A 23,757-nucleotide genomic window follows, 5' to 3' on the forward strand; every position below is an offset into this window, starting at 1 on the left:
ATAATTGTAATATTTTTCAAACGTTAGTGTCAAATACTTTTTACATTCTGCTTTTTAAAATAGCAGGAGTAAAGAAAAAAATAGGGAAGAAATATGTGAGACTATTTCCTAGTGAGAGGAAGAGGAGAATGAAACTTATTTTTGTTCGGCATGGTGAAGGTGAACATACGAAAGATTTACCATTAAGTTTACAAGCAGTGAATCCGCCATTGACGGGCGTGGGAAAGAAGCAGGCTAAATTGCTTCAGTGCGATGTACCATTACAAGAAAAGGATATATTAATCGCTAGTCCTACACTTCGAACTTTACAAACTGCGACAATATGGAGTGCGGAAGTTGCTTGTCAAAAAATTGTTCACCCATATATATCCCCGCGTATTTTTCCTTATCGGGAATCCGCCAAAACATTACCGTGCGATCAATTGTTAGATCGAAAGATAATACAAAATTTATTTCCACATTTTTCATTAGAAGAAAGTAGAAATGAATTGTTATGGAATGAGGGAGTCAATATCATCTTGGAGATGGAATTTCAGCAAATAGTAGATGAATTTCTGCACTGGTGCTATCAGTTAAAAGCAGAAAAAATTTGTATCGTTGCACACGATGGAACAATTACAGCGTATAGGCAATATTTACAGAAAGTCGCTTTAACTAGAGCTGATTTTTTGAAAGAAACGGGTATATATGAAATGGACTTATAGGAGAGGAAATTTGTAATGGCAGAGTTAGGAGAAGATGTGTACGACTTAAATGAGCCGAGAGTATACTTTAGCGTAGCGGAAATTAAGTAATATGCAAAATTGCATATTACACATATTGTAAATGGTTGGTATAAGTTTGGGGAGTTGAAACTAGTAGAATCCTTTTTACATAGTGGTGTAAAATCATATGTTGGATTGATAGATTATGTAGATGGAAATGTAGCACTTATGTTTACAATACGCCTATTTTACGGGCTTATTAACCATGACAAAACGTTAGAAGAAGTTGTTCGAGAAGCGAGATTAACCGATGAGGAGACATGTACATTTCGAGTATATAAACAATATGAAACGGATTTATTCTATATTCGAATGAATGCGTTTCACATTTAACTCACAGTTTTTTTACATTTTCTTCAATGAAAATGATTATCACCTGTGGTATGATATGTTCAAGTTTTTACAGGTAATAAAAGTTACTATATAAACGTTAGTATTTAATGTTTTTTATGTATGTCACAAATTATTCACGATTAACGTTTTAAAAGTAAGTAACTAATGTTATTATATTATCTGTAACTGATTTAATTACAACTTTAGGAGGAAGATATGATTATTCAATTTTTAAGAGAAAACAAAGCAGTTTCTTTTGTATTAGCGATAATTCGAGTGTATCTTGGTTACACATGGGTAATGGCTGGAATCGGTAAACTACAAGGGAAAGGCTTCGATGCAACTGGTTATTTACAAGGTGCAATTGAAAAATCTAAAGGAGCACAACCAGCTGTTCAATCTTGGTGGGCATCATTTTTACAAGATTTTGCAATTCCAAACGTTGATTTATTTAATACACTTGTGACGTGGGGAGAAATTTTAGTCGGAATTGGTTTAATTGTAGGCTGTTTAACAAAAACAGCGGTCTTTTTCGGTCTTGTAATGAACTTTTCCTATATGTTTAGTGGGTCAATTGGTGTAAACCCTGAAATGGTTATCTTATCCATGTTCGTTCTTGTTTCTGGTATGAATGCTGGAAAACTTGGAATTGATGGCTTAGTTATTCCAAAAGTACTAGGATCAAAAATTCAAAAACGCCAAAAGCAAGCTGCTTAATATATGAAAACGGGTATCTCAAAATGAGATACCCGTTTATTTTTCAGCACTTATAGGATTTTTCTCGAAGAAATCTTTTACATACCCTACAAATTCTTGTGGCTCTTGACGAAATGGAGCATGATAACCTTTTTCAATAATATGGAAAGTGCTATTTTTTAAGAATTGATGATAAGTTTCTCCTTCTTTCCAAGAAACGCTATTATCATTTCTTCCCCATATAATTAAAATTGGTTGCTTGATTTCAGTTGCATTGATTTTAAGACGCCTAGGCCATAATTTCATTTTATTATAATGCTCTTCATCATTACGCTTGAATTTAACTTTGCTCTCATCATAATCTGCAATAGAAGAAACGGCACTTAAATCAGTCGACAACTTTGGTTTTGGTGAACCTTGTTTATTAACGAACGTATGAGGGCCGCCTGTAGCATCAGTTAAAATGAGGTGGGTAACCGCTTCGGGGTATAAATATGTTAAATTAAGAGAAATTTCTCCGCCCATAGAATGTCCCAGTATTGCGAATGAGTCATACCCTAGTTTTTTCATTAACTTATAATACAAATTTGCATGAGTTGGGAAAGAATAATAAAAATCCATCGGTTTAGAGGAACGTCCGAATCCTAAAGCATCAACAGAAATAATCGTATGATCTTTTGCTAAATCTGAGTAAACCTTTTGAAAACCATCGGATGATCCTCCAAATCCATGGATCATAAGTAAAGGTGGTTTTTCATCACCAATCTTTTTAAAGTAAATCGTTTGACCATCTATCTCTACCATTTTTTCCTCGGTAGCTAGTTTCGCTGTAATTGTATTTTTAACTTGTTTTACTTGTTCTACTGGCTTTTCTGCTGCACTACATCCTACTAATAGTGTAAGAGTAAGACAACCTACCATAAAATAGCTAAATCGCTTCAATTAGGTGTCCCCTTTCTAACATAACGCTGCATCTATCATAGCAAATAGTATATTACGATTTCCAGGAAGTTGATTACCATTCTTTATCATAAGAGGTGAAAGGAGCGTTTCTTGGAAATTTTCTGTTTGAAGAAATTGACGGAAAATGAATTGTGAGTGCGGAACATCAATGCGTATTGTCCCATTCCACGAGTTACAAATTATTTTTAATAACTGAATAGCGTCTTTTTCTTTTTTTGAAATAAGTGGAGTGATACATAGTACATCTCCTTTTTGTATGCATAAAGCAAAAGCATCTATTTGATTAGCCCGCTCTATTTTAAAGGAGTAAGTTGCTCTCGATAGTAGTGATAAATAAAGATTAGAACGATCTGCACCAGTCGCAGTTTGATCAAGAAAAATGAGAGATTGAAGATCGGCTTGCTGAATTTGTTTTATGGGAAAAGAATTTGTACTTATATGAGCCGCTTGTTTTTCGAAACGATGAATTGTTGTTATTGATTGAAATCCATAAGATTCATATAAGGATTCGCCAGCTTTTGTTGCAATGAGCGTAATAGGGAGCGATGGATAAGTTACTTTTAAGCTATTGTTTAACAAAATACGGCCAATTCCTTTTCTTTGAAAATCAGGATGCACGATTAACATACCGATAGAAGAAAATCCAGGGGCAAACGAAAAGACCCCGCCCGCTGCAATAAGTTTATTCTCATGTACATAGCCAAAAATTGTGCCAATGGAAAGGTACATATGGAATTGCTCTTTCATAAAACTCTCATGCTGTAACCACCCGACTGATTTGCAAAGAGAGAGTAAATCTGGAATGGAAGATTCGTCTAGTTTTACTGTTTTCATAAAGTTCACCATATTTCTATTTAAATTAGAAAAAATAAGAATAATATTACGAAATGTAAAATAATAGGTTCGTATTAAAAGAAATCCAACATGTTTATATTTATCTTTGTAAAGGGGAGTATGCTTGATATGAAAAGACAAACTTATACAAATTATAACTTAAATTTACATAAGTTAACAAAAAATTTACATATAACTCATTTTCTCTTAACAGTCTTCTATTAAATTTGATAGTGGGAAATGAATAACCTAATTAGGGGGACAAGACAGTGAAAAAGTTTGTAAAAAAAGCATGGCCATTTGCAGTTGTGGCGTCGTTAGCAGTTACTTCGGTAGCAACATGGAATTTTACGCGTTCTAGTGAGGTTAATGCAGATGAGAACGGAAACAATGCAAAAATTAAAAATGTCATTGTATTAATTGGGGACGGTATGGGGCCTTCATATATGACAGCTCATCGTTATATGAAAGATAATCCAAAAACATTTGAGATGGAATCTACAGAATTTGATAAGCATCTTGTAGGAACACAAAAAACATATCCAGAAGATGAACATGAAAATATTACAGACTCTGCATCGGCAGCTACTGCGATGTCAGCAGGTATAAAAACATATAACGCAGCTATTGCAGTAGATAATGATAAAGCTGAAGTGAAAACAGTATTGGAGCAAGCGAAAGAAAAAGGGAAGTCAACGGGACTCGTTGCAACTTCTGAAATTACGCATGCAACACCAGCTGCATTCGGTGCACATGATATTAGTCGTAAAAATATGGACGCAATTGCAAATGATTACTTTGATGAAAAAATTAAAGGTAAGCATAAAATAGATGTTATGCTTGGCGGGGGCGTAAATAACTTTGTTAGAAAAGACCGCAATCTTACAGAAGAATTTAAGAAGTCTGGTTATAGTTATGTAACAGATCGTAATCAATTATTAAATGATAAAAGCGATCAAGTTCTTGGCTTATTTGCACCAGGTGGTTTAGACAAAATGATTGACCGTACTGACAAAACACCTTCATTAGAAGAGATGACAAATGCAGCGATTGAGCGCTTGAACAAAAATAAAGACGGTTTCTTCTTAATGGTCGAAGGTAGTCAAATTGATTGGGCTGGACATGATAATGATATTGTCGGTGCAATGAGTGAAATGGAAGACTTCGAAAAAGCGTTTAAAGCAGCAATTGAGTTTGCGAAAAAAGATAAGAACACATTAGTTGTTGCAACTGCAGACCATGCTACTGGCGGATTATCTTTAGGTGCGAATGGTGAGTATAACTTTAAAGTAGATCCGATTAAAGCTGCGAAACGTACGCCAGACTTTATGGCAAATGAGATTGTAAAAGGTGCAAATGTAGAAGAAACATTGAAAAAGTATATTGATCTACAATTAACACCAGAAGAAATTAAAGCTGTAAATGATATAGCTCCATCAAAAGATGTAACAAAGATTGATAATGCAATTGAAGATATCTTCAATAAGCGTTCGGTTACAGGTTGGACAACGGGTGGACATACAGGTGAAGATGTGAACGTATATGCATTCGGACCAGGTAAATACTTATTCTCTGGCGTTCAAGAGAATACAAATATAGCTAAACGTGTCTTTGACATCGTTGGCGGTGGCGATCCGAATAAAGGAAGACGCTAATTATAAATGAAAGTGAGGCGAAATGCCTCACTTTTCTTTTTAGGAGATGGAAAGATGAGCGTTTTTTTAGGGAAATTAAGATTCCTTCTAGTATTCGTATTATTGCTAGTTGGATGTCAATCTCAAGAGAATAATATAGAACAAAAATCTGCTGGGAAAACTGAGGAAAAGGTACATATAACGAAAGAAGAAGAGAAATCCATTCAAGGTGTTATTGAGGCATTTGTACGGACAACGAATGAAAAAAATCTTGCTGAACATATGGAGTTATTTTCAAAGAAGATGCCTAGTGCTGAAGACTTAAAAACACAAAAGGAAGCGGCATTTCAAAAGGGAAATAAGAAAATAGAGTTAGAACATATGAATATGAAAGCTCTTAAAGGTGGGCTTGTTATTGTTGAAACGGAGGAAAAAGAAGTAGATGGAGGGGTTACTCTTCAGAAGAAAATGCAGTACGCACTTGGAAAAGAAGAAGAAGGGTGGAAGATTGAAGAGGTTCGTACGATAGAGAAGAAATAAAGTGAAACTTTAATCAGTGGGAGTCTTACTGCCCGCAAATAGCGGGATAAAAAGGTTCTCATAGGAGAGAACCTTTTAAAGTGGTAATAAAATTTGATTTGAACATGCTTCAATGTCATCAATATCTTGACGGATTGTTGCCATCTTATTATCGAGGTCTTCAGCTTTCATAGCAGCGTCATGTAGTTCATCTTTCAAATAGTCAGGTATATTTCCTTCATATTTGTAGTAAAGCTTATGTTCTAAACTTGCCCAAAAGTCCATGGCAAGTGTACGTAATTGAATTTCTGCAAAGACATCTTTCGTACCAGAATTTAGTGACAATGGATATTTAATAATCATATGCAAACTTTTATAGCCATTTCCTTTTGGATTAGCAATATAATCTTTTACTTCTACAATTTCCATATCTCCACGATTTTCAATAACTTCTTTTAAATGATAAATATCTTCTACAAAGCAACATGTAATACGGATGCCAATAATATCTTGTAATTGTGTTTGAGCATTTTCAACTGTTGGTGATAAGTTTTTACGCTCAAGCTTCCTAATGATACTTTCGGGTTGTTTAAGTCTTGTTTTTATATGTTCAAACGGGTTGTAGTCTTCTAAAAATTGAGCTTCCCGGTTCATAATTTCAAATTTAGTTTTTAACTCTTCTAAAGCGAATGTATAAGGTAATACAAAAGCTTTCCAGTAGTTAACTGTTGATTGGTTATATTCCATTTATATACACACCTTTTCTTATTTACAAGTGAAGTTGTTATTATACTAAACACCAAATCATGTAGGCGCAAGCAGCAAATGATGAGATCATAAAGCGATATTTAGTTTTCATCTTTTCAACCCCTTTCAAATGAAATTATATATGAATAAACGTCATTGTTAGTAATTTCACTATGTACAATTCCTATAGTAATAGATTCATGTGAAATTCGTATGAACTAATTGTTTCAGCTTTTTGTCTTTTTGCTAATGGTTTTTGGTTTTGTTTGTTATAATTACCTTAAATTGTAATAAAGGAGAGGGTATGATGAATCCAAAAGATAAAGAAAGAAAAGAGAAAGTGGCTCATATTATTGAAATTCCAGATGAATATAGGCTTGTTGTAGATGATCAAGAAGGAGTGGATGATCCTCATCATTTATTATGGTGGGGGCATAAAGAGGATGAGGAGAAACAGATACAAATTTCATTAAATAGGCATACGGGTAATTTATTTGAATTCAGGATAGATGATGAAAATTATTTTTCGAGTGATAAAGAAGCGATAGAGGAGAATAAGGCAAGAGAGATTGCAAATGTATTTATAAAAAAACATGTGGAAAAAGGATTAGAATTTTATACATATGTGTCAGTTAAGGATGACTGGCGTGGTTGGAAAGAAATAAATTATATGCAGGAAGTGAATGGATATCCATTGCCGAATACAGGATGTGTTGTGCGAATTCATCCTTCAGGTAATGTTGTGCATTTTCATTACAATGGACAAAAAGCTATAGAGAAAAAACCGTTATGGCCAATTGAAATTGTTGAGGAGAACGTCGTTTTAGAAACTTTGAGAGCTAGACAAGATATGAGACTTGTATTTGTGGATTTAACACATTCTTCATGTAAATATGAAAATGGTGAGGAAGTAAAAGGCTATCATCTTGTATATGAACCAGAACCTAGTCATGCGTTTATTGATGCAAGTACAGGTAAAGATTTGTTTGACCCAGATCATTATAAATTGCCTCCAACTGTAGCTGTTGAAAAACCGAAAAAAGGTAGTCAACAAGATGATATATTCGATTTATTTGACTGGGATAAAGAAAGTTTTACAAAAGTGGCTGAGACAGAAAATGAAGATGGAATAAGGATGAAATTTGTTTCGAAAGAGGAATTACAAAAACAGAAAGAAGAAAAGAATCCATATTTAATGAATGAATTCTTTAAAAAGCATTTACCGATGTTAAAATATAATAATTTAGTTGGCATTACGATTGATAAATCAACCAATGAATTAATTGGTTTTATAAAACTGGCAGACGATAAAGAAGTAAAACAAATACTGTCTAGAGAGGAATGTTTACAAAAAGCACTTCAATTTTTAGAACATGTTATTCCAGATGTTACACAATATCTTCGCCTTTGGGATGAACGTGACGAAGATGAAGGGATTGAAAGATTTGTCTTTTCAGTATATGTGAATGAAATTCCGGTAGAGTATAGGGAATTCATGGTCAACATTAATACAGAAAATGGTGCTGTGATGCACTACTCGGGAAAACCTAGCAATATAATAGAAGAGTTACTTGCACATGAAACAGCACCAAAAGTAACAAAAGAAAAAGCGTTAGAAATATATAAAGAGGTCATTCGAGTAAAATTAGAATGGTGTATAGATCATGATGCAGAGGAAATGAAATATAAACTGCTGTATAAACAAACGAGGAGTGAAAATCATAAAGAATCCGTCGATTGTAGTCGGAAAATTCGTTACATAGATGCGCATACTGGAGAGAAAATTTGGAGTGAATATTAGTAAAAGCCAATCGATACGTTTCGATTGGCTTTTACTATGTTTATAGAAAAATTTAATGATTAGCGTTGAGTGATTTAAGAATGCCATTAAGTTAAGAGTTCCATATTTACATCGTACAGACACAAACAACCTCATGCCCACATACACATAGTAAAGACCACTATTTTGGCGGAGGTGAAAGGTTTGAGTCTATTCGCCGCAATTGGATATATGGTTCGAGAAGTGTTTGTATTTGTTTCTTATGTGAAGAACAATGCGTTCCCGCAGCCGTTATCATCAGATGATGAGAGAAAGTACTTAGAGTTAATGGAGCAAGGTGATGCTCAAGCGAGAAATCTTTTAATTGAACATAATTTACGGCTTGTAGCTCATATTGTTAAGAAATTCGAAAACACTGGTGAAGATGCAGAAGATTTAATTTCAATTGGTACCATTGGGCTTATTAAAGCGATTGAAAGCTATTCAGCAGGGAAAGGAACTAAGCTTGCAACATATGCAGCACGCTGTATCGAAAATGAAATTTTGATGCATTTACGTGTGCTAAAGAAAACGAAAAAAGACGTTTCACTTCATGATCCGATTGGGCAAGATAAAGAGGGTAATGAAATATCACTTATTGATATATTAAAATCAGAATCTGAAGATGTAATTGATATGATTCAGCTTAGTATGGAGTTAGAAAAAATTAAAGAGTATATCGATATTTTGGACGAACGAGAGAAAGAAGTAATTGTGAAGCGTTTTGGACTTGGGCTTGATAAAGAGAAAACACAGAGGGAGATTGCGAAGGCACTCGGTATTTCAAGAAGCTACGTATCGCGAATTGAAAAGCGTGCTTTAATGAAAATGTTCCATGAATTTGTGCGGGCTGAGAAAGAGAAAAAAGCAAAAGAATAATGTGTATTGTAAGCAGCTACACTTTAAAAGTGGCTGCTTTTCTTTCGGGAAAACGGAAAGAAAACGAGCTGTTCTAAGAAGAAATACATGTTCACTGTTGAAAATGGCGGGTTCTATCTGTAATATTAGAAGGTGCTAAACAATTTAAGAATAAAAATTATACTTAGTTTTTCTTCGTGTATAACGAGACGGCTCCATTCTATATGTGGGAATAAGAACCAATTTTACATATGATATAGAGAGAAAAGAAGGGGAAACTAAAGTTATAGGCTGATTAGGAGGTTTCGTAATTTGCGACGGACATTATATCGACTTATGATCGAACTTACAAATGGTCGTTTTACTTCTTATATATTACGTAAATTTGCACAATCTCGTTTGAGCTCTATCATTATTCCATCGTATGTGAAAGTTTTTCAAATTAATCAAGATGAGATGGAAAAGGGTTTGAAGGAATATGGAACATTGCATGATTTATTTACACGTAGGCTAAAAGAAGGAAAGCGTAGTATTGATACTGATGCATCGAGTATCGTTAGTCCTGTTGATGGTGTTTTTGCTGATCAAGGTCCTATTGAGGATACAAAAACATTCGATATAAAAGGAAAGCGTTATTCAATTGTGGATATGCTAGGTAATGAAGAGCGTGCAAAGCGATATGCAGGCGGTACATATATGGTGATTTATTTGAGTCCAAGTCATTATCATCGCATTCATAGCCCGCTTTCTGGCTCTGTGACTGAAAGATTTGTACTCGGTAGAAAATCATATCCGGTAAATGCAGCGGGTATGGAGTATGGGAAAGAACCATTGTCAAAAAATTATCGCTCTGTTACAGAAGTAAATAGTGACGGCGAACATATGGCACTTGTAAAAGTAGGTGCTATGTTTGTTAATAGTATCGAGCTCCTTCATGAAAGAAGTACTGTTCAAAAAGGTGAAGAGATGGCATACTTTACATTTGGCTCAACAGTTGTTTTATTATTTGAAAAAGATATGATTAAAGCAGTGCAGGAATTGACAAGTGGGCAAGAGCTGCGTCTTGGTGAAAAAATTGCAACCCGAGTATCTCATAAGTAAAGAAAAGGTTTTATAATATACTTATGAAGCTCTAATTAAGAAATGTGGACAAAGATGCTTAATGAAGAAATCCCCTAGATGGGAGTACTTGTTTATTCGAGAGCCATCGCAGGATGGCTCTTTTTACAGGTCAATCAGCAATCTATATGTACTCAAGAAGATTTGACGAGCTTGTCCTCTAACGAGCGTCTAATAATTTCTTGTTTTATAAGTAAAATGAAGTCGGGATTTAATTTTAGTTCTTTTGCTTTATAATAAGACTCAGTGAGTAAATCAGTAGATAACTGTTCCATATGTTTTGTTTTCAAGGTGAGTCACCTCCTAATAATATAAGGATTGATTCGTTGTTGCATTTAATGTACCAAAAAAATATGACAGTCACAAACAAGAGGTTATCCACATAACTCAGTGGATAAAATGTGGATAGATTGTTAGTAAATTCCAAATTGACTGAAAAATTAACGTGGAAAGTGTGTACAAGTTTATCCACAGGTTATCTATCGAAAAATGTTGTCGAAAAATTTTATGAAAAATCCTCAAAGAGGTGAAAGAAATTGAAGTTATTTTTACCAAATGAATATGTGAAAAATATATATCATATTCAACCAGAAGATTTGAAAAAACGTGGAATTAAAGGAGTTATTACTGATTTAGATAACACTTTAATTGAATGGGATCGTCCAAACGCAACGCCACAGCTTGAAGAGTGGTTTTTGAAAATGAAAGAAAATGATATTCAAGTAACGGTCGTTTCAAATAACAACGAGCAACGCGTTAAAGACTTCGCTGACCCATTAGGTATTCCGTTTATTCATAGTGCGCGCAAACCGTTTGTTCGCGCATTTAAGCGTGCGATACATGAGATGCACCTGCAGCCAGATGAAGTTGTAGTAATTGGAGATCAGTTACTAACGGATGTGCTCGGCGGGAATCGTGTGGGACTTCATACAATTTTAGTTGTACCGGTAGCGCAAACGGACGGATTGGTGACACGATTTAATCGGAAAATTGAACGAAGAATTATGAGAAACATGAAGAAAAAAGGCTTAATTAACTGGGAGGAATAAAGTTTGACTGAAACAATTAAATGTATTGGTTGCGGTGTAGAAATTCAAACAGAAAATAAAAATGAAGTAGGATACGCTCCTGTATCATCTTTAGAAAAAGAACAAGTAATTTGCCAACGTTGTTTTCGTTTGAAACATTATAACGAAATTCAAGATGTATCTTTAACAGATGATGATTTCCTTCGTATTTTGAACGGAATTGGACAATCAGACGCACTAGTGGTTAAAATCGTAGATATTTTCGATTTCAATGGTAGCTGGTTACCGGGCTTACATCGTTTTGTAGGGAACAATAAAGTATTACTTGTAGGGAATAAGGCTGACTTAATTCCAAAGTCAGTTAAGCATGATAAAGTAAAACATTGGATGCGCTATAGTGCAAAGCAACTTGGTTTAAAACCAGAAGATGTCTTTTTAATTAGTGCAGCTAAAGGACAAGGAATCGCTGAACTTGCTGATGCAATTGAGCATTACCGCGAGGGTAAAGATGTTTATGTTGTTGGATGTACGAATGTTGGTAAATCAACATTTATTAATCGTATGATTAAAGAGTTTAGTGATGAGACTGAGAATGTAATTACAACATCACATTTCCCAGGAACAACGCTTGATTTAATTGATATCCCATTAGACGAAACGTCATCTTTATACGATACACCAGGTATTATTAATCATCATCAAATGGCGCATTATGTTGGGAAACAAAGCTTAAAGCTTATTACACCGACTACAGAAGTTAAGCCAATGGTATTCCAATTAAATGAAGAACAAACATTATTCTTTGGTGGATTAGCACGATTTGATTATGTAAGTGGGGGCCGTCGTGCATTCACTTGTCATTTCTCAAACCGTTTAACAATCCATCGTACAAAGCTTGAAAAGGCTGATGAATTGTACGAAAAACACGCTGGAGAATTATTGAATCCACCGACACCAGAAGAATTAGAAAATATGCCTAAGTTTGTGAAATATGAATTTAATATTCGTGAGCCGAAAACGGATGTTGTATTCTCTGGATTGGGCTGGGTTACTGTAAATGAATCAGGAGCGAAAATTGTTGCTCATGTACCAAAAGGAGTAAGTGTTTCATTACGTAAATCTTTAATTTAATATGGAGAGGGATTTATGAAACAATTATATGGTGTAATCGGAAATCCAATTGGACATTCATTATCACCCGTTATGCATAACGATGCATTTGAACACTTGAATATGGATGCCCATTACCATGCGTTTCTTGTAGAAGAAGAAGCGCTAGGGGAAGCAGTAAAAGGTTTGAAAGCATTAGGTATTTCAGGATTTAATGTAACGACTCCGCACAAAGTTGCAATTATGGAGTACTTGGATGAGATTGCCCCGTTAGCAAGGCAAATCGGTGCGGTAAATACAGTAGTTCATCGAGATGGAAAATTGATTGGGTATAATACAGATGGAATTGGTTTTGTTCGTGCCCTGCAGTCAATTAGTGAAGATCCACTTCAAGAGAAACGTATTTTATTAATCGGTGCAGGTGGTGCTAGCCGAGCTATTTACTTCTCGCTTGCCGATGTAGGTGTGAAAGAAATTGATATTGCTAATCGTACGAGAGATAAGGCGAAAAACCTTATCTCTGGGTGCATGGCAAATGTTAATTCGCATGCTCTATCGTTAGAATGTGCAGCAGAAAATCAAGGGGAATATGATATTATCATCCAAACAACAACGATAGGTATGCATCCACATGTTGAGTATACGCCGCTGGAAATTCGTTCATTGAAACAAGGAACGATTGTTTCTGATATTATTTATAATCCATTTGAGACGAAAATTTTAGGCGATGCAAAAGAACAAGGTGCAATAATTCAAAATGGAATCGATATGTTCGTTTATCAAGGTGCACTTGCGTTTGAAATGTGGACAGGGTGTGTGCCGAATATTGATAGAATGAAACAATTAGTAATGAGAGAGCTTGGAGGCTAATTATATGTTAACAGGAAAACAAAAAAGATTTTTACGTGCAAAGGCACATCATTTAACACCGATTTTTCAAGTTGGAAAAGGTGGCGTGAATGAAAATATGGTGAAACAAATTGGAGAAGCATTAGAAGTTCGTGAACTATTTAAAGTGAGCGTATTACAAAACTGTGAATTTGATCGTAGTGAAGTTGCAGAAGAGCTTGCACAAGGTGCACGAGCTGAAATCGTTCAAGTAATCGGGAGCACAATTGTTTTATACAAAGAATCAAGAGAAAATAAGCAGATTAAGCTTCCTCGATAAAAGATATACGTGAGTTATTTCGTAATGGACGCTTGATATGTAGAAAGCGAAACCAATTGAACTTTTATTAACAGTGGGCTCTCTTCGAATTTGTATGGGGAGAGTTGCTGTATGTAAAAGGAAGGAGCGTTTCTTTTGAGAAAAATTGGCATTATTGGTGGCACGTTTGATCCACCTCATAATGGGCATTTGTTAATTGCAAATGAAGTGTATCATGCTTTAGGGTTGGAAGAGGTATGGTTTTTGCCGAATCAAGTTCCACCGCACAAGCAAGGACGTAACATTACGAGTGTGAAAAGTCGATTAAATATGCTGCAAATAGCGATTGAGGAAGAAGCATACTTTTCAATTTGTTTAGAAGAGCTAGACAGAGAAGGCCCATCTTATACGTACGATACTATGGTACAATTAACGGAGAAGTATCCGGATGTGCAGTTTCACTTTATTATTGGCGGAGACATGGTTGAGTATTTGCCGAAGTGGTATAACATTGAAAAGTTACTTAAGCTTGTGACTTTCGTTGGAGTTGCAAGACCAGGTTATACATTACATACGCCTTATGATATCGTAAAAGTGGAAATTCCGGAGTTTGCAGTTTCTTCTTCTCTGTTACGTGAGAGATATATGACGAAGAAAACGTGCAAATATTTACTCCCCGAAAAAGTACAGGTATATATCGAGAGGAATGGGTTGTATGAATCGTGAGGAAGCACTTAGTATTGTCAAACAACAAATGCATGAAAAACGTTATATACACACGGTTGGTGTAATGGAAACAGCGATTGAACTTGCTAGGTTATATGGTGTAGATGAGAAAAAGGCAGAGACGGCTGCTATATTTCACGATTATGCAAAATGTAGAGCGATTCCAGAAATGGAAGAGATTATTAAGGGAGAAGCTTTGCCAAAGGACCTACTGCACTATAACAAAGAGTTATGGCATGCACCTGTTGGGGCATACTTAGTAGAAAAAGAAGTAGGCATTACTGATCCTGAAATTCTACAAGCTATTACATATCATACAAGTGGTCATGAAAAAATGACAATGTTAGATAAAGTTATTTATGTAGCAGATTACATTGAACCAGGACGTAAGTTTCCTGGTGTGGAAGAAGCGAGGAAACTCGCATATAAAGATATAAATCAAGCTTTACTGTTTGCTTTAAAGCGAACAATTCAATTTTTAATGGAAAAAGATCAAACGATTTATCCATTAACATTCCAAACATACAATGAAGTTATCAAGGAGGAAATTAATAAATGAAAGATAAAGAGTTATTAGTATTAGCGGCAAAAGCAGCTGATGATAAGAGAGCAGAAGATATGGTTGTACTAAATATGCAAGGTATTTCACCGATTGCAGACTATTTTATTATTTGTCACGGAAATTCAGACAAGCAAGTACAAGCAATTGCACGTGAAATTAAAGCGAAGGCACATGAGTTCGAAATTAACGTACAACGTATGGAAGGCTTTGATGAAGCGCGTTGGGTTTTAGTAGACCTTGGTGATGTGGTTGCTCATGTATTCCATAAAGATGAGCGTAATCACTATAATTTAGAGCGTCTATGGGGCGATGTGCCGCGTGAAGATATTGCAGATGAGCTAGATCAATGAAATACGAACAATTTGCTTTGCTGTATGACGAACTGATGAATGATGTCCCTTATGATAAATGGGTGGAATTCACAGAGGAAAGTTTACAACAGGCATCTATGAAAGAGGCAAGAATCCTTGACGTAGCATGTGGAACTGGTAACGTAACACTTCCGCTTGTGCGAAAAGGTTATGACTTAATTGGTGTAGATCTTTCGGAAGAAATGTTAACTGTCGCGCAGCAAAAATTGGGGGGAGAAGGCTATTTTATTCCTTTTTACCAACAAGACATGAGAGAACTCGATGTTCCTGGTGAATTTGATTGTGTGACAATCTTTTGTGACTCATTAAATTATGTATTGCAAGAAGATGGAGTGCAAGAAACATTTGGAAGAGTTTTCCACCATTTACGTCAGGATGGCTTGTTTTTATTCGATGTACACTCTTTATATAAAATACATCACGTATTTCAAAATGAAACATATACAGTGAACGGCGAAGAAATATCACTTATTTGGAACTGCTTCCCTGGAGAAGAATCAGATAGTGTGGAACATGATTTGACATTCTTTGTACAAGATTCAGAAGAAGATGTGTATCATCGTTTTGACGAATGTCACGTGCAACGTGCGTATTCGGTTGAAGTGTTAACAAAATGGCTTGAAGAAGCTGGGTTTACAGTGCTTCGCGTCACAGGTGACTTTGAACGAATTGAAGTGACAGAACAAACAGAGCGCATCTTTTTTATGGCGAAGAAGAATGGATAAAAGAAAAGCAACCGATAAGGTTGCTTTTGTTTTATAGAAAAGATGTAGTTTTAGTTCTAGAAAAATAAAAAGATGATATGTGTAAAGTGTAAAAATGCTAGTTTTAGTGAAAATTTAGTTTGAAAAAGATAAGTATTAATAAAAAGGGTTTGGGATTACGATGGCGTATTTATTATGTGTGTTTATTGAATTGCTGCTCAACGCATTTTAAATCTTCATCAAATTTCTCATGTGTCCGTTCGATTAATTTATGAAACATATCCCCAACGTGCTCTTCTAAAATACGAATACCTTCTCCTGTAACACCGCCTTTAACGCATACCTTTTCTTGTAAAGTAGGTAATGTGAAAATTTCTTTTTCAAGTAATTTCCCCATTCCAATGACCATTTCACTTACTAAAGTAGTGGCTTCTTCATGTGTAATATTTGTTTTATCTACAGCAGCGTTAATGAAACATTGTAATAAATAACTAAAAAAAGCAGGGCCGCAGCTTGCTATATCAGATGAAACGCGCGTTATATCTTCTTCTATAACAAGGGGAGTAGAAATGTTTTTGAATAGACGAAGTAGTTTTTGTTGCCATTCTAGAGAGCAGTTATTTCCAAATGTAAATAGTGATGCGCCGGATAAGGCGCGGTTTGTGATGCTTGGAATGATACGAGCGACGTGGCAAGGTATAAGTGTTTCTAATTGTGATGGAGATATGGGGCTTGTGATAGAAACTAAGCAATCTTCGTCTGAAAAATGGTCAGCGTATTTTTGTAGAATAGGGTATATATCTATCGGTTTTACGCAAATGAAAATAAGCTGGGATTGTTCGATTACCTCTTGGATTGTTTTGGCTATATGAACAGAAGGGTATTTTTCTTTTATATGATATGCTTTGGCAGGCGTCCGATTAATAATAGTAAGGCACGAAGGTTTGACAGCACGGGTTTCTAAAAATGCATCGATTAGTATATTCCCCATGTTCCCTGTCCCTATAATTCCTATGTTCAATGTTTCATCCCTCCTTCGTAACAGCTTTCTCCTAAACAATATGAATGATGTTATAAATTTATGATTAGAGGTGTAAAATGATGTGGGATTTTCCGAAAAAATGGTTGGGATTAGTGGTTATTATTGGCACTTTGATTTTTCTTTTTTTCTGGAAAACGAATCAGCAAACAGAGCGATCGCTCGTTACAACGGAAGTTCAAGTGAAAGATGTGGAGAAAAAAAGTAAACCGAAAGTATTGGATGCAAAGGAGCAGAAAAAAATAATTATAATTGATGTGAAAGGGGCGGTTTTTAAAGAGGGTGTGTATGAAATGAAGGAAGGGGACCGGGTGAAGGAGGCGGTTGAAAAAGCTGGTGGTTTGTTGCCGGATGCAGATGTGAAGAAAGTGAATTTGGCGCAAATGGTCCAAGACCAAATGCTTCTTTATGTTCCTAACAAGAATGAGCCAGTACAAGAAGGGGCTACTTTTTCAAAAAGCGAGGGTAAAGTGCAAATAAATACAGCTTCTAAAGAGCAACTTGAAAAAATAACAGGCATTGGTTCTCGGAAAGCGGAAAGTATTTTGAAATATCGAGAAGAACATGGTCTGTTTCAGAAAATAGAAGATTTATTAGAAATTGATGGGATTGGTGCGAAGTCTTTAGAGAAAATAAAAGATCAAATTATTATTCCATAAAAGATTGACGAAGTTTTTCTTTTTTCGCTACACTACAAGTAGACAAAAAAGAAGGTGAAAAATATGGAACGAATTTCATGGGATCAATATTTTATGACGCAAAGCCATCTACTATCTTTACGTAGTACATGTACAAGGCTTGCGGTAGGAGCGACAATCGTTCGTGATAAACGAATTATTGCTGGTGGATATAACGGTTCAATTAAAGGTGGTGTGCATTGTATAGACGATGGTTGCTATGTCATTGATAATCATTGCGTTCGTACAATTCATGCTGAAATGAATGCTTTATTGCAATGTGCGAAATTTGGTGCAAAAACAGAGGAAGCGGAAATTTATGTCACACATTTTCCTTGTTTGCAGTGCTGTAAGGCGATTATTCAAAGTGGTGTTACAGCGGTTTATTATGCACAGGACTATAAAAATCATCCGTATGCCGTAGAGTTATTTGAACAAGCGAGTGTAACAGTAAAGCACGTTCCGCTAGAATACGATATTACATCGCTAGAGGAACAAGAGCGTCATTTACAGCTAAAGGAATTATTCGCAGCTTTAGAAAAAGATAATTTATCAATGGAAGAATTACAGCGTGTATTCACTAAAGCGAAAATGATGCTATAAGGAGTGAGTATGAGTTGAATGGGCAATGGGGCTATGTTGCAATCTCGTTTATAATTGGGATTGCAATTACCTTTTCCGCATCGCATTTGTTGGCTGCTTGTTGTTTCGTTTGTTATGTTTTATTTTGTTTATATCGTACTTCGCGTAAAACCTTCATATTTTGTATAATAGCGTGTTTTAGTGGTGTTATGTACACCACGTATGTTCAGAGTCTAAATAAGCCGCTAGGGGAGTCCTATGAAGTTACACGAGGGGTCGTGCAAAATACACCTCTAATTAATGGAGATCGTCTCTCTTTTCAAATTGAAGATCAGAATAAGAACTTAGTGCAGTTAAATTATAAAATACAATCTGCTTCGGAAAAGAAGCAGTTGCAACAATTACATGTAGGTATATCGTGTACATTTAAAGGGGAGGTGAAAGAACCACAAACTGCCCGGAATTTTCATGTTTTTGATTATCGTAATTATTTATATCAGCAAAAAATACATTTTATATTTGATGTGACATACATTTCTGAATGTCACAAAACATCGTTGTCACTCGTGCAATGGATTTTCCTTCTCAGGCAACAAACAATCTCGAAAGTTACAGAAATGTTCCCGGAACAATCAGGTGCATTTATGAACGCATTATTATTTGGAGATCGACAACAAATGACGTTTGAAGTAGAAGAGCAATATCAACAATTTGGTCTTATACATTTGTTAGCAATTTCAGGATCGCATATCGTACTATTAATGGTTATAATGTATTTTGTTTTGCTAAGAAGTGGTGTGACGAAAGAGATAGCAACAGTATGTCTTATAGTTTGCATTCCTCTGTATATGATCATAGCTGGGGCGTCGCCATCTGTTGTGAGGGCTTCTATAACAGGAGTTTTATTATTGGTAGCTTTCATATGCTCTGTTCGCTTATCTAGTCTAGACGCCTTAAGTATAACGGCTATATGTATGCTTATATACGATCCGTATCTTATTTTCAACATTGGATTTCAATTTTCATTTGTAGGTAGTTTTTCTTTACTACTATCTGCGCCGATATTATTAGGGCGTAGTAATGGGATAGTTCGAAATTCTATTTACATTTCTATAATTTCACAGCTCGCTAGTACCCCCATCTTGTTATATCATTTTGGTTATTTTTCTCCTTATAGCATTTTCCTCAATCTTATATATGTTCCTTTTCTATCCATTATTGTATTGCCGTGTAGCATCATTATTCTTATATGTATGCCGGTTATTCCATTTTTCGCAAAAGGAATTGCATATGTACTTTCACTATGTTTAACCATTTCTAATGATTTTCTAAGTTACTGTGAAAGTTTCCCTTTCATCCGACTTACTTTTGGTCAAACTCCTTTATTTCTTGTGGCTATATATTGTTTTAGTATCGTTAGTATATTTGTGATTTGGGAAAGGGTAATAACGAAAAAAATTTTGTGCATAGTTGTGGGTGTGTTTCTTTTTATTAGTACTTGTCATTATGTATATCCATATTTTCGCGAAAGTGGGAGTGTTACATTTCTTGATGTTGGACAGGGAGATGCGATATTAATTCGTCTTCCGTACGATAAAGAGGTTTATCTTATTGATACAGGAGGAGCCCTTCCTGTCAAGAAGGAAGCGTGGCAACAGAAAAAGCATGAATTTTCTGTTGGGCATGATATTCTTGTTCCTTTTTTACAAAAAGAAGGTATAAAAACGATTGATAAATTAATTGTAACGCACGGAGATGCGGATCATATAGGTGCTGCGCTAGATTTGCTGTCATCTATTATTGTAAAAGAAGTTGTATTTGGGAGAAAGGAACAAGATACTGTATTGGAAAAAGTGGTGAAGAAAAAGGCGTTAGAAAAGAGCATGAAGATAAGTGTAGTAGGAGAAGGGGAAGGTTGGAGGGTAAATGAAGCGGAATTTTTCGTATTAGCTCCAAAGGGGAAAGAAAAGGGAGGAAATGACTCTTCGATTGTACTATGGGCCAGACTAGGGGGACTAACATGGCTATTTACGGGTGATCTAGAAGAAGAAGGAGAAAAGTTTATAGTATCAACATATCCTGATTTGCGGGCTAATATTTTAAAAGTTGCCCACCATGGGAGTAAAACATCGTCTGCAGATCCATTTTTAAGCCTTGTACAGCCTGCTGTAGCGATTATTTCTGTGGGGGAGCGTAATAGGTATGGGCACCCGCATAAGGAAGTTATAGAGCGTTTTAAGAAGATGGGTATTGATATATGGCGTACGGATAAGCAAGGTGCTATTTCCTATGTTTTTAATGGAGAAAAAGGAACCTTTCAAAGTAAAATCACATACGATGAAACACATAGAAGATGAAAAAAAGAAGACTGCCGTTAAGCAGCAGCCTTTAAGAACCGATGAATTTAATAACAGTTGCAATAATGAAAAGTGTTGCGAAAAAACCAAATGAGACGATAAATCCTACCCCTGAATCAATAGCGTCATTGCGTTTACTTTGAACGTTTTGTTCAAAATCATTCATTTAGAATCCCTCCCCAACATTCCATTTTAGTATAAAATATTGTCAGAAAAAAATCTACAATTTCCATATGAAGTGAAATAGAGTATTTGTATACTTTTTCTAGTTAGTTAAGTAGCGTGAATTTTTCATTTCCAATCATGTTAACAGTTGGCACTTATACTAAGATTATTATTGTAAATAATAAAGGGAAGGTGATTACCGCACACCAATAAGAAATCCGGGGCTTATTGCGTGGCGTTTTATATAAATAAAGGGGCGGGTTATAAAGACCGTCCCTTTGTACTTGTAAAACAAAAGCTAGGGCATTAGTATAAATATATATTGCCAAGTTAGGGAGTAGGAAAAAATATGAGTGATATACATAAGAAGATTAAAAAGAAACAGTTCGCTCCGTTGTATGTACTGTATGGAACGGAAGCTTATTTTATAAATGAAACGATAAAGCTTATTACAACGGAAGCGCTTGAAGAGGAAGATCGAGAGTTTAATGTTGTGACATACGATTTGGAAGAAGCGTATTTAGAAGATGTAGTTGAGGATGCGCATACGCTTCCTTTTTTTGGAGAGCGTAAAGTTATATTAATAAAATCACCACTATTTTTAACGGCACAAAAAGAAAAATTAGAACAAAATATAAAAATTTTAGAAGAATATATTGGGGAGCCATCTCCTTTTTCTATTCTTGTTTTTGTTGCGCCTTATGAAAAATTAGACGAACGAAAAAAAATTACAAAACTATTAAAGAAAACAGCGGATGTAATAGAAGCAAATGCGATGCAAGTGCAGGATGTTCAGAAGTGGATTGTTTCTCGTGCGGATGAGGTGCATGTGCATATTGATAATGCAGCTGTTAGTTTATTGTTAGAGCTTGTGGGAAGTAATGTAACAATGTTGGCGAAGGAAATGGACAAGTTAACGTTATACGTCGGTATGGGCGGAGAAATTACGCCAAAGCTTGTCACGGAACTTGTGCCGAAATCTGTTGAGCAAAACGTGTTTGCTTTAACAGAAAAAGTGGTGAAAAAAGATATCGCTGGTGCGATGCAAATTTTAGACGGATTATTTACACAGCAGGAAGAACCGATTAAACTGCTCGCTTTATTAGTAAGTCAGTTCCGCTTGCTACATCAAGTGAAAGAGTTGCAACAGCGTGGTTACGGACAAAATCAAATCGCGTCCCATATTGGTGTACATCCGTACCGGGTAAAGTTGGCGATGAATCAAACGAAGTTTTTCTCTTTTGAAGAATTAAAAAAAGTTATTATAGAATTGGCGGAAGCTGATTATAGTATGAAGACTGGAAAGATGGATAAGAAACTTGTGCTTGAGTTTTTCTTAATGCGGTTAAATCATATGTAGTGACACAAAAAAGTTCACGTACTTAGTACGTGAACTTTTTTGTGTATATAAAAAACGATCCGAATGGATCGTTTTTTAAACGCCTTACGCGTTTACTTGTTTCGCTAAGCGAGATTTTTGACGAGCTGCAGCGTTTTGGTGGATAAGACCTTTACGAGCTGCTTTGTCAAGTTTTTTAGAAGCAGTTTTGAAAGCTTCTTTAGCATTTTCAAGATCGTTATTAGTAACTAAAGTTTCTACAGTTTTAACAGCAGTACGCATGTCAGACTTGATAGAAGCGTTATGTGAACGACGCTCTTCGCTAAGTTTAGCGCGTTTGATAGCAGATTTGATGTTTGCCATACTTTTCACCTCCCTGGTGCAATCGAATGACTCGATTCTTACATAGAACAAGTGATATTTTATCAAACGGTGAAGAGAATTGCAATAGTATATCAATGAAATTTCACGTAAAGGAAAGAATGACCTAATATAACTTGGGGAAATCTAACGATATTTACTATGAATTACGGAGGAGATACGATGAAAGAACCATTAGATTTAAGTAAATATAGTGTTAGAACTGACCTTGCTGTAGAGGCGCACCAAATGCTACAAGAGCGCCAAGAAGAACAAAAAGGGATACAGGGAGTTATTGTAAAAGAGAGAGAAGAAGAGGGAGTTACAATTACAAAAGTAACTATTGATGAAATTGCATCTGAGTCGATGGGGAAAAAACCTGGAAGTTATTTAACTCTTGAGGTGCAAGGCATACGACAACAAGATACGGAACTTCAGCAAAAGGTAGAGCGTATTTTTGCAAAAGAATTTTCTTATTTCTTAGAAGAGGTTGGAGTTTCAAAAGAAGCGAGTTGTTTAATCGTAGGTCTTGGGAATTGGAATGTAACGCCGGATGCACTCGGACCGATAGTTGTAGAGAACGTATTGGTGACGAGACATTTGTTTAAATTGCAGCCTGAAAGTGTGGAAGAAGGGTTTAGACCTGTTAGTGCTATTCGTCCAGGGGTAATGGGAATTACAGGGATTGAAACGAGCGATGTCATTTACGGAATTATTGAGAAGACAAAACCAGACTTTGTCATCGCAATTGATGCATTAGCTGCGCGTTCTATTGAACGAGTAAATAGTACGATACAAATTTCTGATACAGGAATTCATCCAGGATCTGGTGTTGGGAATAAGCGTAAGGAACTAAGTAAAGAAACATTAGGTATTCCTGTTATCGCAATTGGTGTGCCAACTGTGGTAGATGCTGTTTCGATTACGAGTGATACAATTGATTTTATTTTGAAACATTTTGGCCGGGAACTGAAAGAAGGAAACAAACCGTCACGCTCTTTATTGCCAGCAGGTTTTACATTTGGAGAAAAGAAAAAATTAACAGAAGAAGATATGCCAGATGAAAAGAGTCGAAATATGTTTTTAGGAGCTATTGGTACGTTAGAAGAAGAAGAAAAGAGAAAGTTAATTTATGAAGTGTTATCTCCTCTTGGTCATAATTTAATGGTAACTCCAAAAGAAGTAGATGCGTTTATTGAGGATATGGCAAATGTAATAGCCAGCGGTTTAAATGCAGCGCTGCATCATCAGATTGATCAGGATAATACAGGGGCATATACACATTGATGGAAAGAGGCAGAAAT

At 35.5% G+C, this 23,757-nt stretch carries 27 protein-coding genes and 1 pseudogene; 21 read left to right on the forward strand and 7 right to left on the reverse strand.

Translation table 11 applies throughout. The annotated features are described in order from the left end of the window. Positions 1 to 128: 128 nt before the first annotated feature. The 3 genes and pseudogenes from JFU20_RS20695 (at position 129) to JFU20_RS20705 (ending at position 1,814) form a co-directional block, all read left to right on the forward strand. Positions 129 to 704 carry a histidine phosphatase family protein gene (locus JFU20_RS20695; RefSeq protein WP_002015239.1) on the forward strand — a complete coding sequence of 192 codons (576 nt, stop codon included), beginning with the start codon at positions 129 to 131 and terminating at the stop codon, positions 702 to 704. Further along, positions 705 to 1,097: pseudogene (locus tag JFU20_RS20700) on the forward strand (hypothetical protein); the annotation flags it as partial. It abuts the gene before it with no gap. A 216-nt stretch (positions 1,098 to 1,313) separates the two neighbouring features. Then, entirely contained in the window at positions 1,314 to 1,814 is a 501-nt protein-coding gene (locus JFU20_RS20705) for a DoxX family protein (protein ID WP_002015237.1), read from the forward strand. Positions 1,815 to 1,850: 36 nt separating this feature from the next. On the opposite strand, the gene JFU20_RS20710 is transcribed toward JFU20_RS20705, so the two are convergent. Then, positions 1,851 to 2,735: an alpha/beta fold hydrolase gene (locus JFU20_RS20710; protein ID WP_016092341.1), complete on the reverse strand. Its 885-nt coding sequence runs from the start codon at positions 2,733 to 2,735 to the stop codon at positions 1,851 to 1,853. A gap of 15 nt (positions 2,736 to 2,750) precedes the next feature. Then, positions 2,751 to 3,590 (reverse strand): GNAT family N-acetyltransferase, encoded by an 840-nt coding sequence (locus JFU20_RS20715; protein ID WP_033715919.1) that lies wholly within the window; start codon positions 3,588 to 3,590, stop codon positions 2,751 to 2,753. Between the two features lie 269 nt (positions 3,591 to 3,859). On the opposite strand from JFU20_RS20715, the gene JFU20_RS20720 reads away from it, so the two are divergent. Together JFU20_RS20720 and JFU20_RS20725 are read left to right on the forward strand one after the other, a co-directional pair. Then, a complete protein-coding gene (locus JFU20_RS20720) occupies positions 3,860 to 5,245 on the forward strand; it encodes an alkaline phosphatase (RefSeq protein WP_002015232.1) in 1,386 nt (461 codons plus the stop codon). Positions 5,246 to 5,299: 54 nt separating this feature from the next. Next, the gene (locus tag JFU20_RS20725) at positions 5,300 to 5,764 is read left to right on the forward strand and encodes a hypothetical protein (protein ID WP_002165057.1); all 465 of its coding nucleotides are present in this window, start codon (positions 5,300 to 5,302) and stop codon (positions 5,762 to 5,764) included. Between the two features lie 75 nt (positions 5,765 to 5,839). Here JFU20_RS20725 and JFU20_RS20730 read toward each other — a convergent pair whose 3' ends face one another. Beyond that, the gene (locus tag JFU20_RS20730) at positions 5,840 to 6,490 is read right to left on the reverse strand and encodes a GTP pyrophosphokinase (RefSeq protein ID WP_002015229.1); all 651 of its coding nucleotides are present in this window, start codon (positions 6,488 to 6,490) and stop codon (positions 5,840 to 5,842) included. Positions 6,491 to 6,794: 304 nt separating this feature from the next. Here JFU20_RS20730 and JFU20_RS20735 point away from each other — a divergent pair, with 304 nt between their 5' ends. From JFU20_RS20735 to JFU20_RS20745, 3 genes are all read left to right on the forward strand, one after another. Beyond that, positions 6,795 to 8,291 (forward strand): YcdB/YcdC domain-containing protein, encoded by a 1,497-nt coding sequence (locus tag JFU20_RS20735; protein WP_002015228.1) that lies wholly within the window; start codon positions 6,795 to 6,797, stop codon positions 8,289 to 8,291. Positions 8,292 to 8,474: 183 nt separating this feature from the next. Beyond that, positions 8,475 to 9,188, forward strand: coding sequence for an RNA polymerase sporulation sigma factor SigK (gene sigK, locus JFU20_RS20740; RefSeq protein ID WP_000051382.1), 714 nt, complete (start codon positions 8,475 to 8,477; stop codon positions 9,186 to 9,188). Between the two features lie 291 nt (positions 9,189 to 9,479). Then, positions 9,480 to 10,268 (forward strand): phosphatidylserine decarboxylase, encoded by a 789-nt coding sequence (locus JFU20_RS20745; protein ID WP_002129166.1) that lies wholly within the window; start codon positions 9,480 to 9,482, stop codon positions 10,266 to 10,268. Between the two features lie 152 nt (positions 10,269 to 10,420). Here the strand turns inward: JFU20_RS20745 and sda are convergent, their stop codons facing one another. Continuing rightward, positions 10,421 to 10,576 carry a sporulation histidine kinase inhibitor Sda gene (gene sda, locus JFU20_RS20750; RefSeq protein ID WP_002015226.1) on the reverse strand — a complete coding sequence of 52 codons (156 nt, stop codon included), beginning with the start codon at positions 10,574 to 10,576 and terminating at the stop codon, positions 10,421 to 10,423. Between the two features lie 246 nt (positions 10,577 to 10,822). On the opposite strand from sda, the gene JFU20_RS20755 reads away from it, so the two are divergent. The 8 genes from JFU20_RS20755 (at position 10,823) to JFU20_RS20790 (ending at position 15,955) form a co-directional block, all read left to right on the forward strand. Further along, entirely contained in the window at positions 10,823 to 11,335 is a 513-nt protein-coding gene (locus tag JFU20_RS20755) for a YqeG family HAD IIIA-type phosphatase (RefSeq protein WP_002015225.1), read from the forward strand. Between the two features lie 3 nt (positions 11,336 to 11,338). Next, positions 11,339 to 12,445, forward strand: coding sequence for a ribosome biogenesis GTPase YqeH (gene yqeH / locus JFU20_RS20760; RefSeq protein WP_002015224.1), 1,107 nt, complete (start codon positions 11,339 to 11,341; stop codon positions 12,443 to 12,445). 15 nt (positions 12,446 to 12,460) lie between these two features. Next, the gene (aroE, locus tag JFU20_RS20765) at positions 12,461 to 13,294 is read left to right on the forward strand and encodes a shikimate dehydrogenase (RefSeq protein WP_002015222.1); all 834 of its coding nucleotides are present in this window, start codon (positions 12,461 to 12,463) and stop codon (positions 13,292 to 13,294) included. 4 nt (positions 13,295 to 13,298) lie between these two features. Further along, positions 13,299 to 13,592: a ribosome assembly RNA-binding protein YhbY gene (gene yhbY, locus JFU20_RS20770; protein ID WP_002015220.1), complete on the forward strand. Its 294-nt coding sequence runs from the start codon at positions 13,299 to 13,301 to the stop codon at positions 13,590 to 13,592. A gap of 135 nt (positions 13,593 to 13,727) precedes the next feature. After that, positions 13,728 to 14,297, forward strand: a complete 570-nt coding sequence (locus JFU20_RS20775; RefSeq protein ID WP_002015218.1) for a nicotinate-nucleotide adenylyltransferase — start codon at positions 13,728 to 13,730, stop codon at positions 14,295 to 14,297. Beyond that, positions 14,287 to 14,856 (forward strand): bis(5'-nucleosyl)-tetraphosphatase (symmetrical) YqeK, encoded by a 570-nt coding sequence (yqeK, locus tag JFU20_RS20780; protein WP_002129163.1) that lies wholly within the window; start codon positions 14,287 to 14,289, stop codon positions 14,854 to 14,856. Before JFU20_RS20775 ends, yqeK begins: the two co-directional genes overlap by 11 nt. Next, positions 14,853 to 15,209 (forward strand): ribosome silencing factor, encoded by a 357-nt coding sequence (gene rsfS / locus JFU20_RS20785; RefSeq protein ID WP_000653209.1) that lies wholly within the window; start codon positions 14,853 to 14,855, stop codon positions 15,207 to 15,209. The genes yqeK and rsfS overlap by 4 nt, the downstream gene beginning before the upstream one ends. After that, the gene (locus tag JFU20_RS20790) at positions 15,206 to 15,955 is read left to right on the forward strand and encodes a class I SAM-dependent DNA methyltransferase (RefSeq protein WP_088040167.1); all 750 of its coding nucleotides are present in this window, start codon (positions 15,206 to 15,208) and stop codon (positions 15,953 to 15,955) included. Before rsfS ends, JFU20_RS20790 begins: the two co-directional genes overlap by 4 nt. Before the next feature lie 172 nt (positions 15,956 to 16,127). Here JFU20_RS20790 and comER read toward each other — a convergent pair whose 3' ends face one another. Continuing rightward, positions 16,128 to 16,955 carry a late competence protein ComER gene (comER, locus tag JFU20_RS20795; protein WP_002015213.1) on the reverse strand — a complete coding sequence of 276 codons (828 nt, stop codon included), beginning with the start codon at positions 16,953 to 16,955 and terminating at the stop codon, positions 16,128 to 16,130. Positions 16,956 to 17,032: 77 nt separating this feature from the next. Between comER and JFU20_RS20800 the strand changes: the two genes are divergently transcribed. From JFU20_RS20800 to JFU20_RS20810, 3 genes are all read left to right on the forward strand, one after another. Continuing rightward, the gene (locus tag JFU20_RS20800) at positions 17,033 to 17,632 is read left to right on the forward strand and encodes a helix-hairpin-helix domain-containing protein (RefSeq protein ID WP_002015211.1); all 600 of its coding nucleotides are present in this window, start codon (positions 17,033 to 17,035) and stop codon (positions 17,630 to 17,632) included. 63 nt (positions 17,633 to 17,695) lie between these two features. Further along, the gene (locus JFU20_RS20805) at positions 17,696 to 18,253 is read left to right on the forward strand and encodes a ComE operon protein 2 (protein WP_002088698.1); all 558 of its coding nucleotides are present in this window, start codon (positions 17,696 to 17,698) and stop codon (positions 18,251 to 18,253) included. A gap of 14 nt (positions 18,254 to 18,267) precedes the next feature. Continuing rightward, a complete protein-coding gene (locus JFU20_RS20810; RefSeq protein ID WP_201038867.1) occupies positions 18,268 to 20,589 on the forward strand; it encodes a DNA internalization-related competence protein ComEC/Rec2 in 2,322 nt (773 codons plus the stop codon). Between the two features lie 31 nt (positions 20,590 to 20,620). On the opposite strand, the gene JFU20_RS20815 is transcribed toward JFU20_RS20810, so the two are convergent. After that, positions 20,621 to 20,755, reverse strand: coding sequence for a YqzM family protein (locus JFU20_RS20815; RefSeq protein WP_000997609.1), 135 nt, complete (start codon positions 20,753 to 20,755; stop codon positions 20,621 to 20,623). Positions 20,756 to 21,103: 348 nt separating this feature from the next. Between JFU20_RS20815 and holA the strand changes: the two genes are divergently transcribed. Further along, positions 21,104 to 22,114: a DNA polymerase III subunit delta gene (gene holA, locus JFU20_RS20820; RefSeq protein WP_002034073.1), complete on the forward strand. Its 1,011-nt coding sequence runs from the start codon at positions 21,104 to 21,106 to the stop codon at positions 22,112 to 22,114. Between the two features lie 84 nt (positions 22,115 to 22,198). On the opposite strand, the gene rpsT is transcribed toward holA, so the two are convergent. Then, on the reverse strand, positions 22,199 to 22,456 hold the full coding sequence (gene rpsT / locus JFU20_RS20825) for a 30S ribosomal protein S20 (protein ID WP_002088694.1): 258 nt from the start codon (positions 22,454 to 22,456) through the stop codon (positions 22,199 to 22,201). Positions 22,457 to 22,636: 180 nt separating this feature from the next. On the opposite strand from rpsT, the gene gpr reads away from it, so the two are divergent. Further along, positions 22,637 to 23,740, forward strand: coding sequence for a GPR endopeptidase (gpr, locus tag JFU20_RS20830; RefSeq protein WP_002088693.1), 1,104 nt, complete (start codon positions 22,637 to 22,639; stop codon positions 23,738 to 23,740). Positions 23,741 to 23,757: the final 17 nt, after the last annotated feature.

The organism is Bacillus sp. TH30, assembly GCF_016650875.1.
Taxonomy (GTDB): Bacteria; Bacillota; Bacilli; order Bacillales; family Bacillaceae_G; genus Bacillus_A; species Bacillus_A mycoides.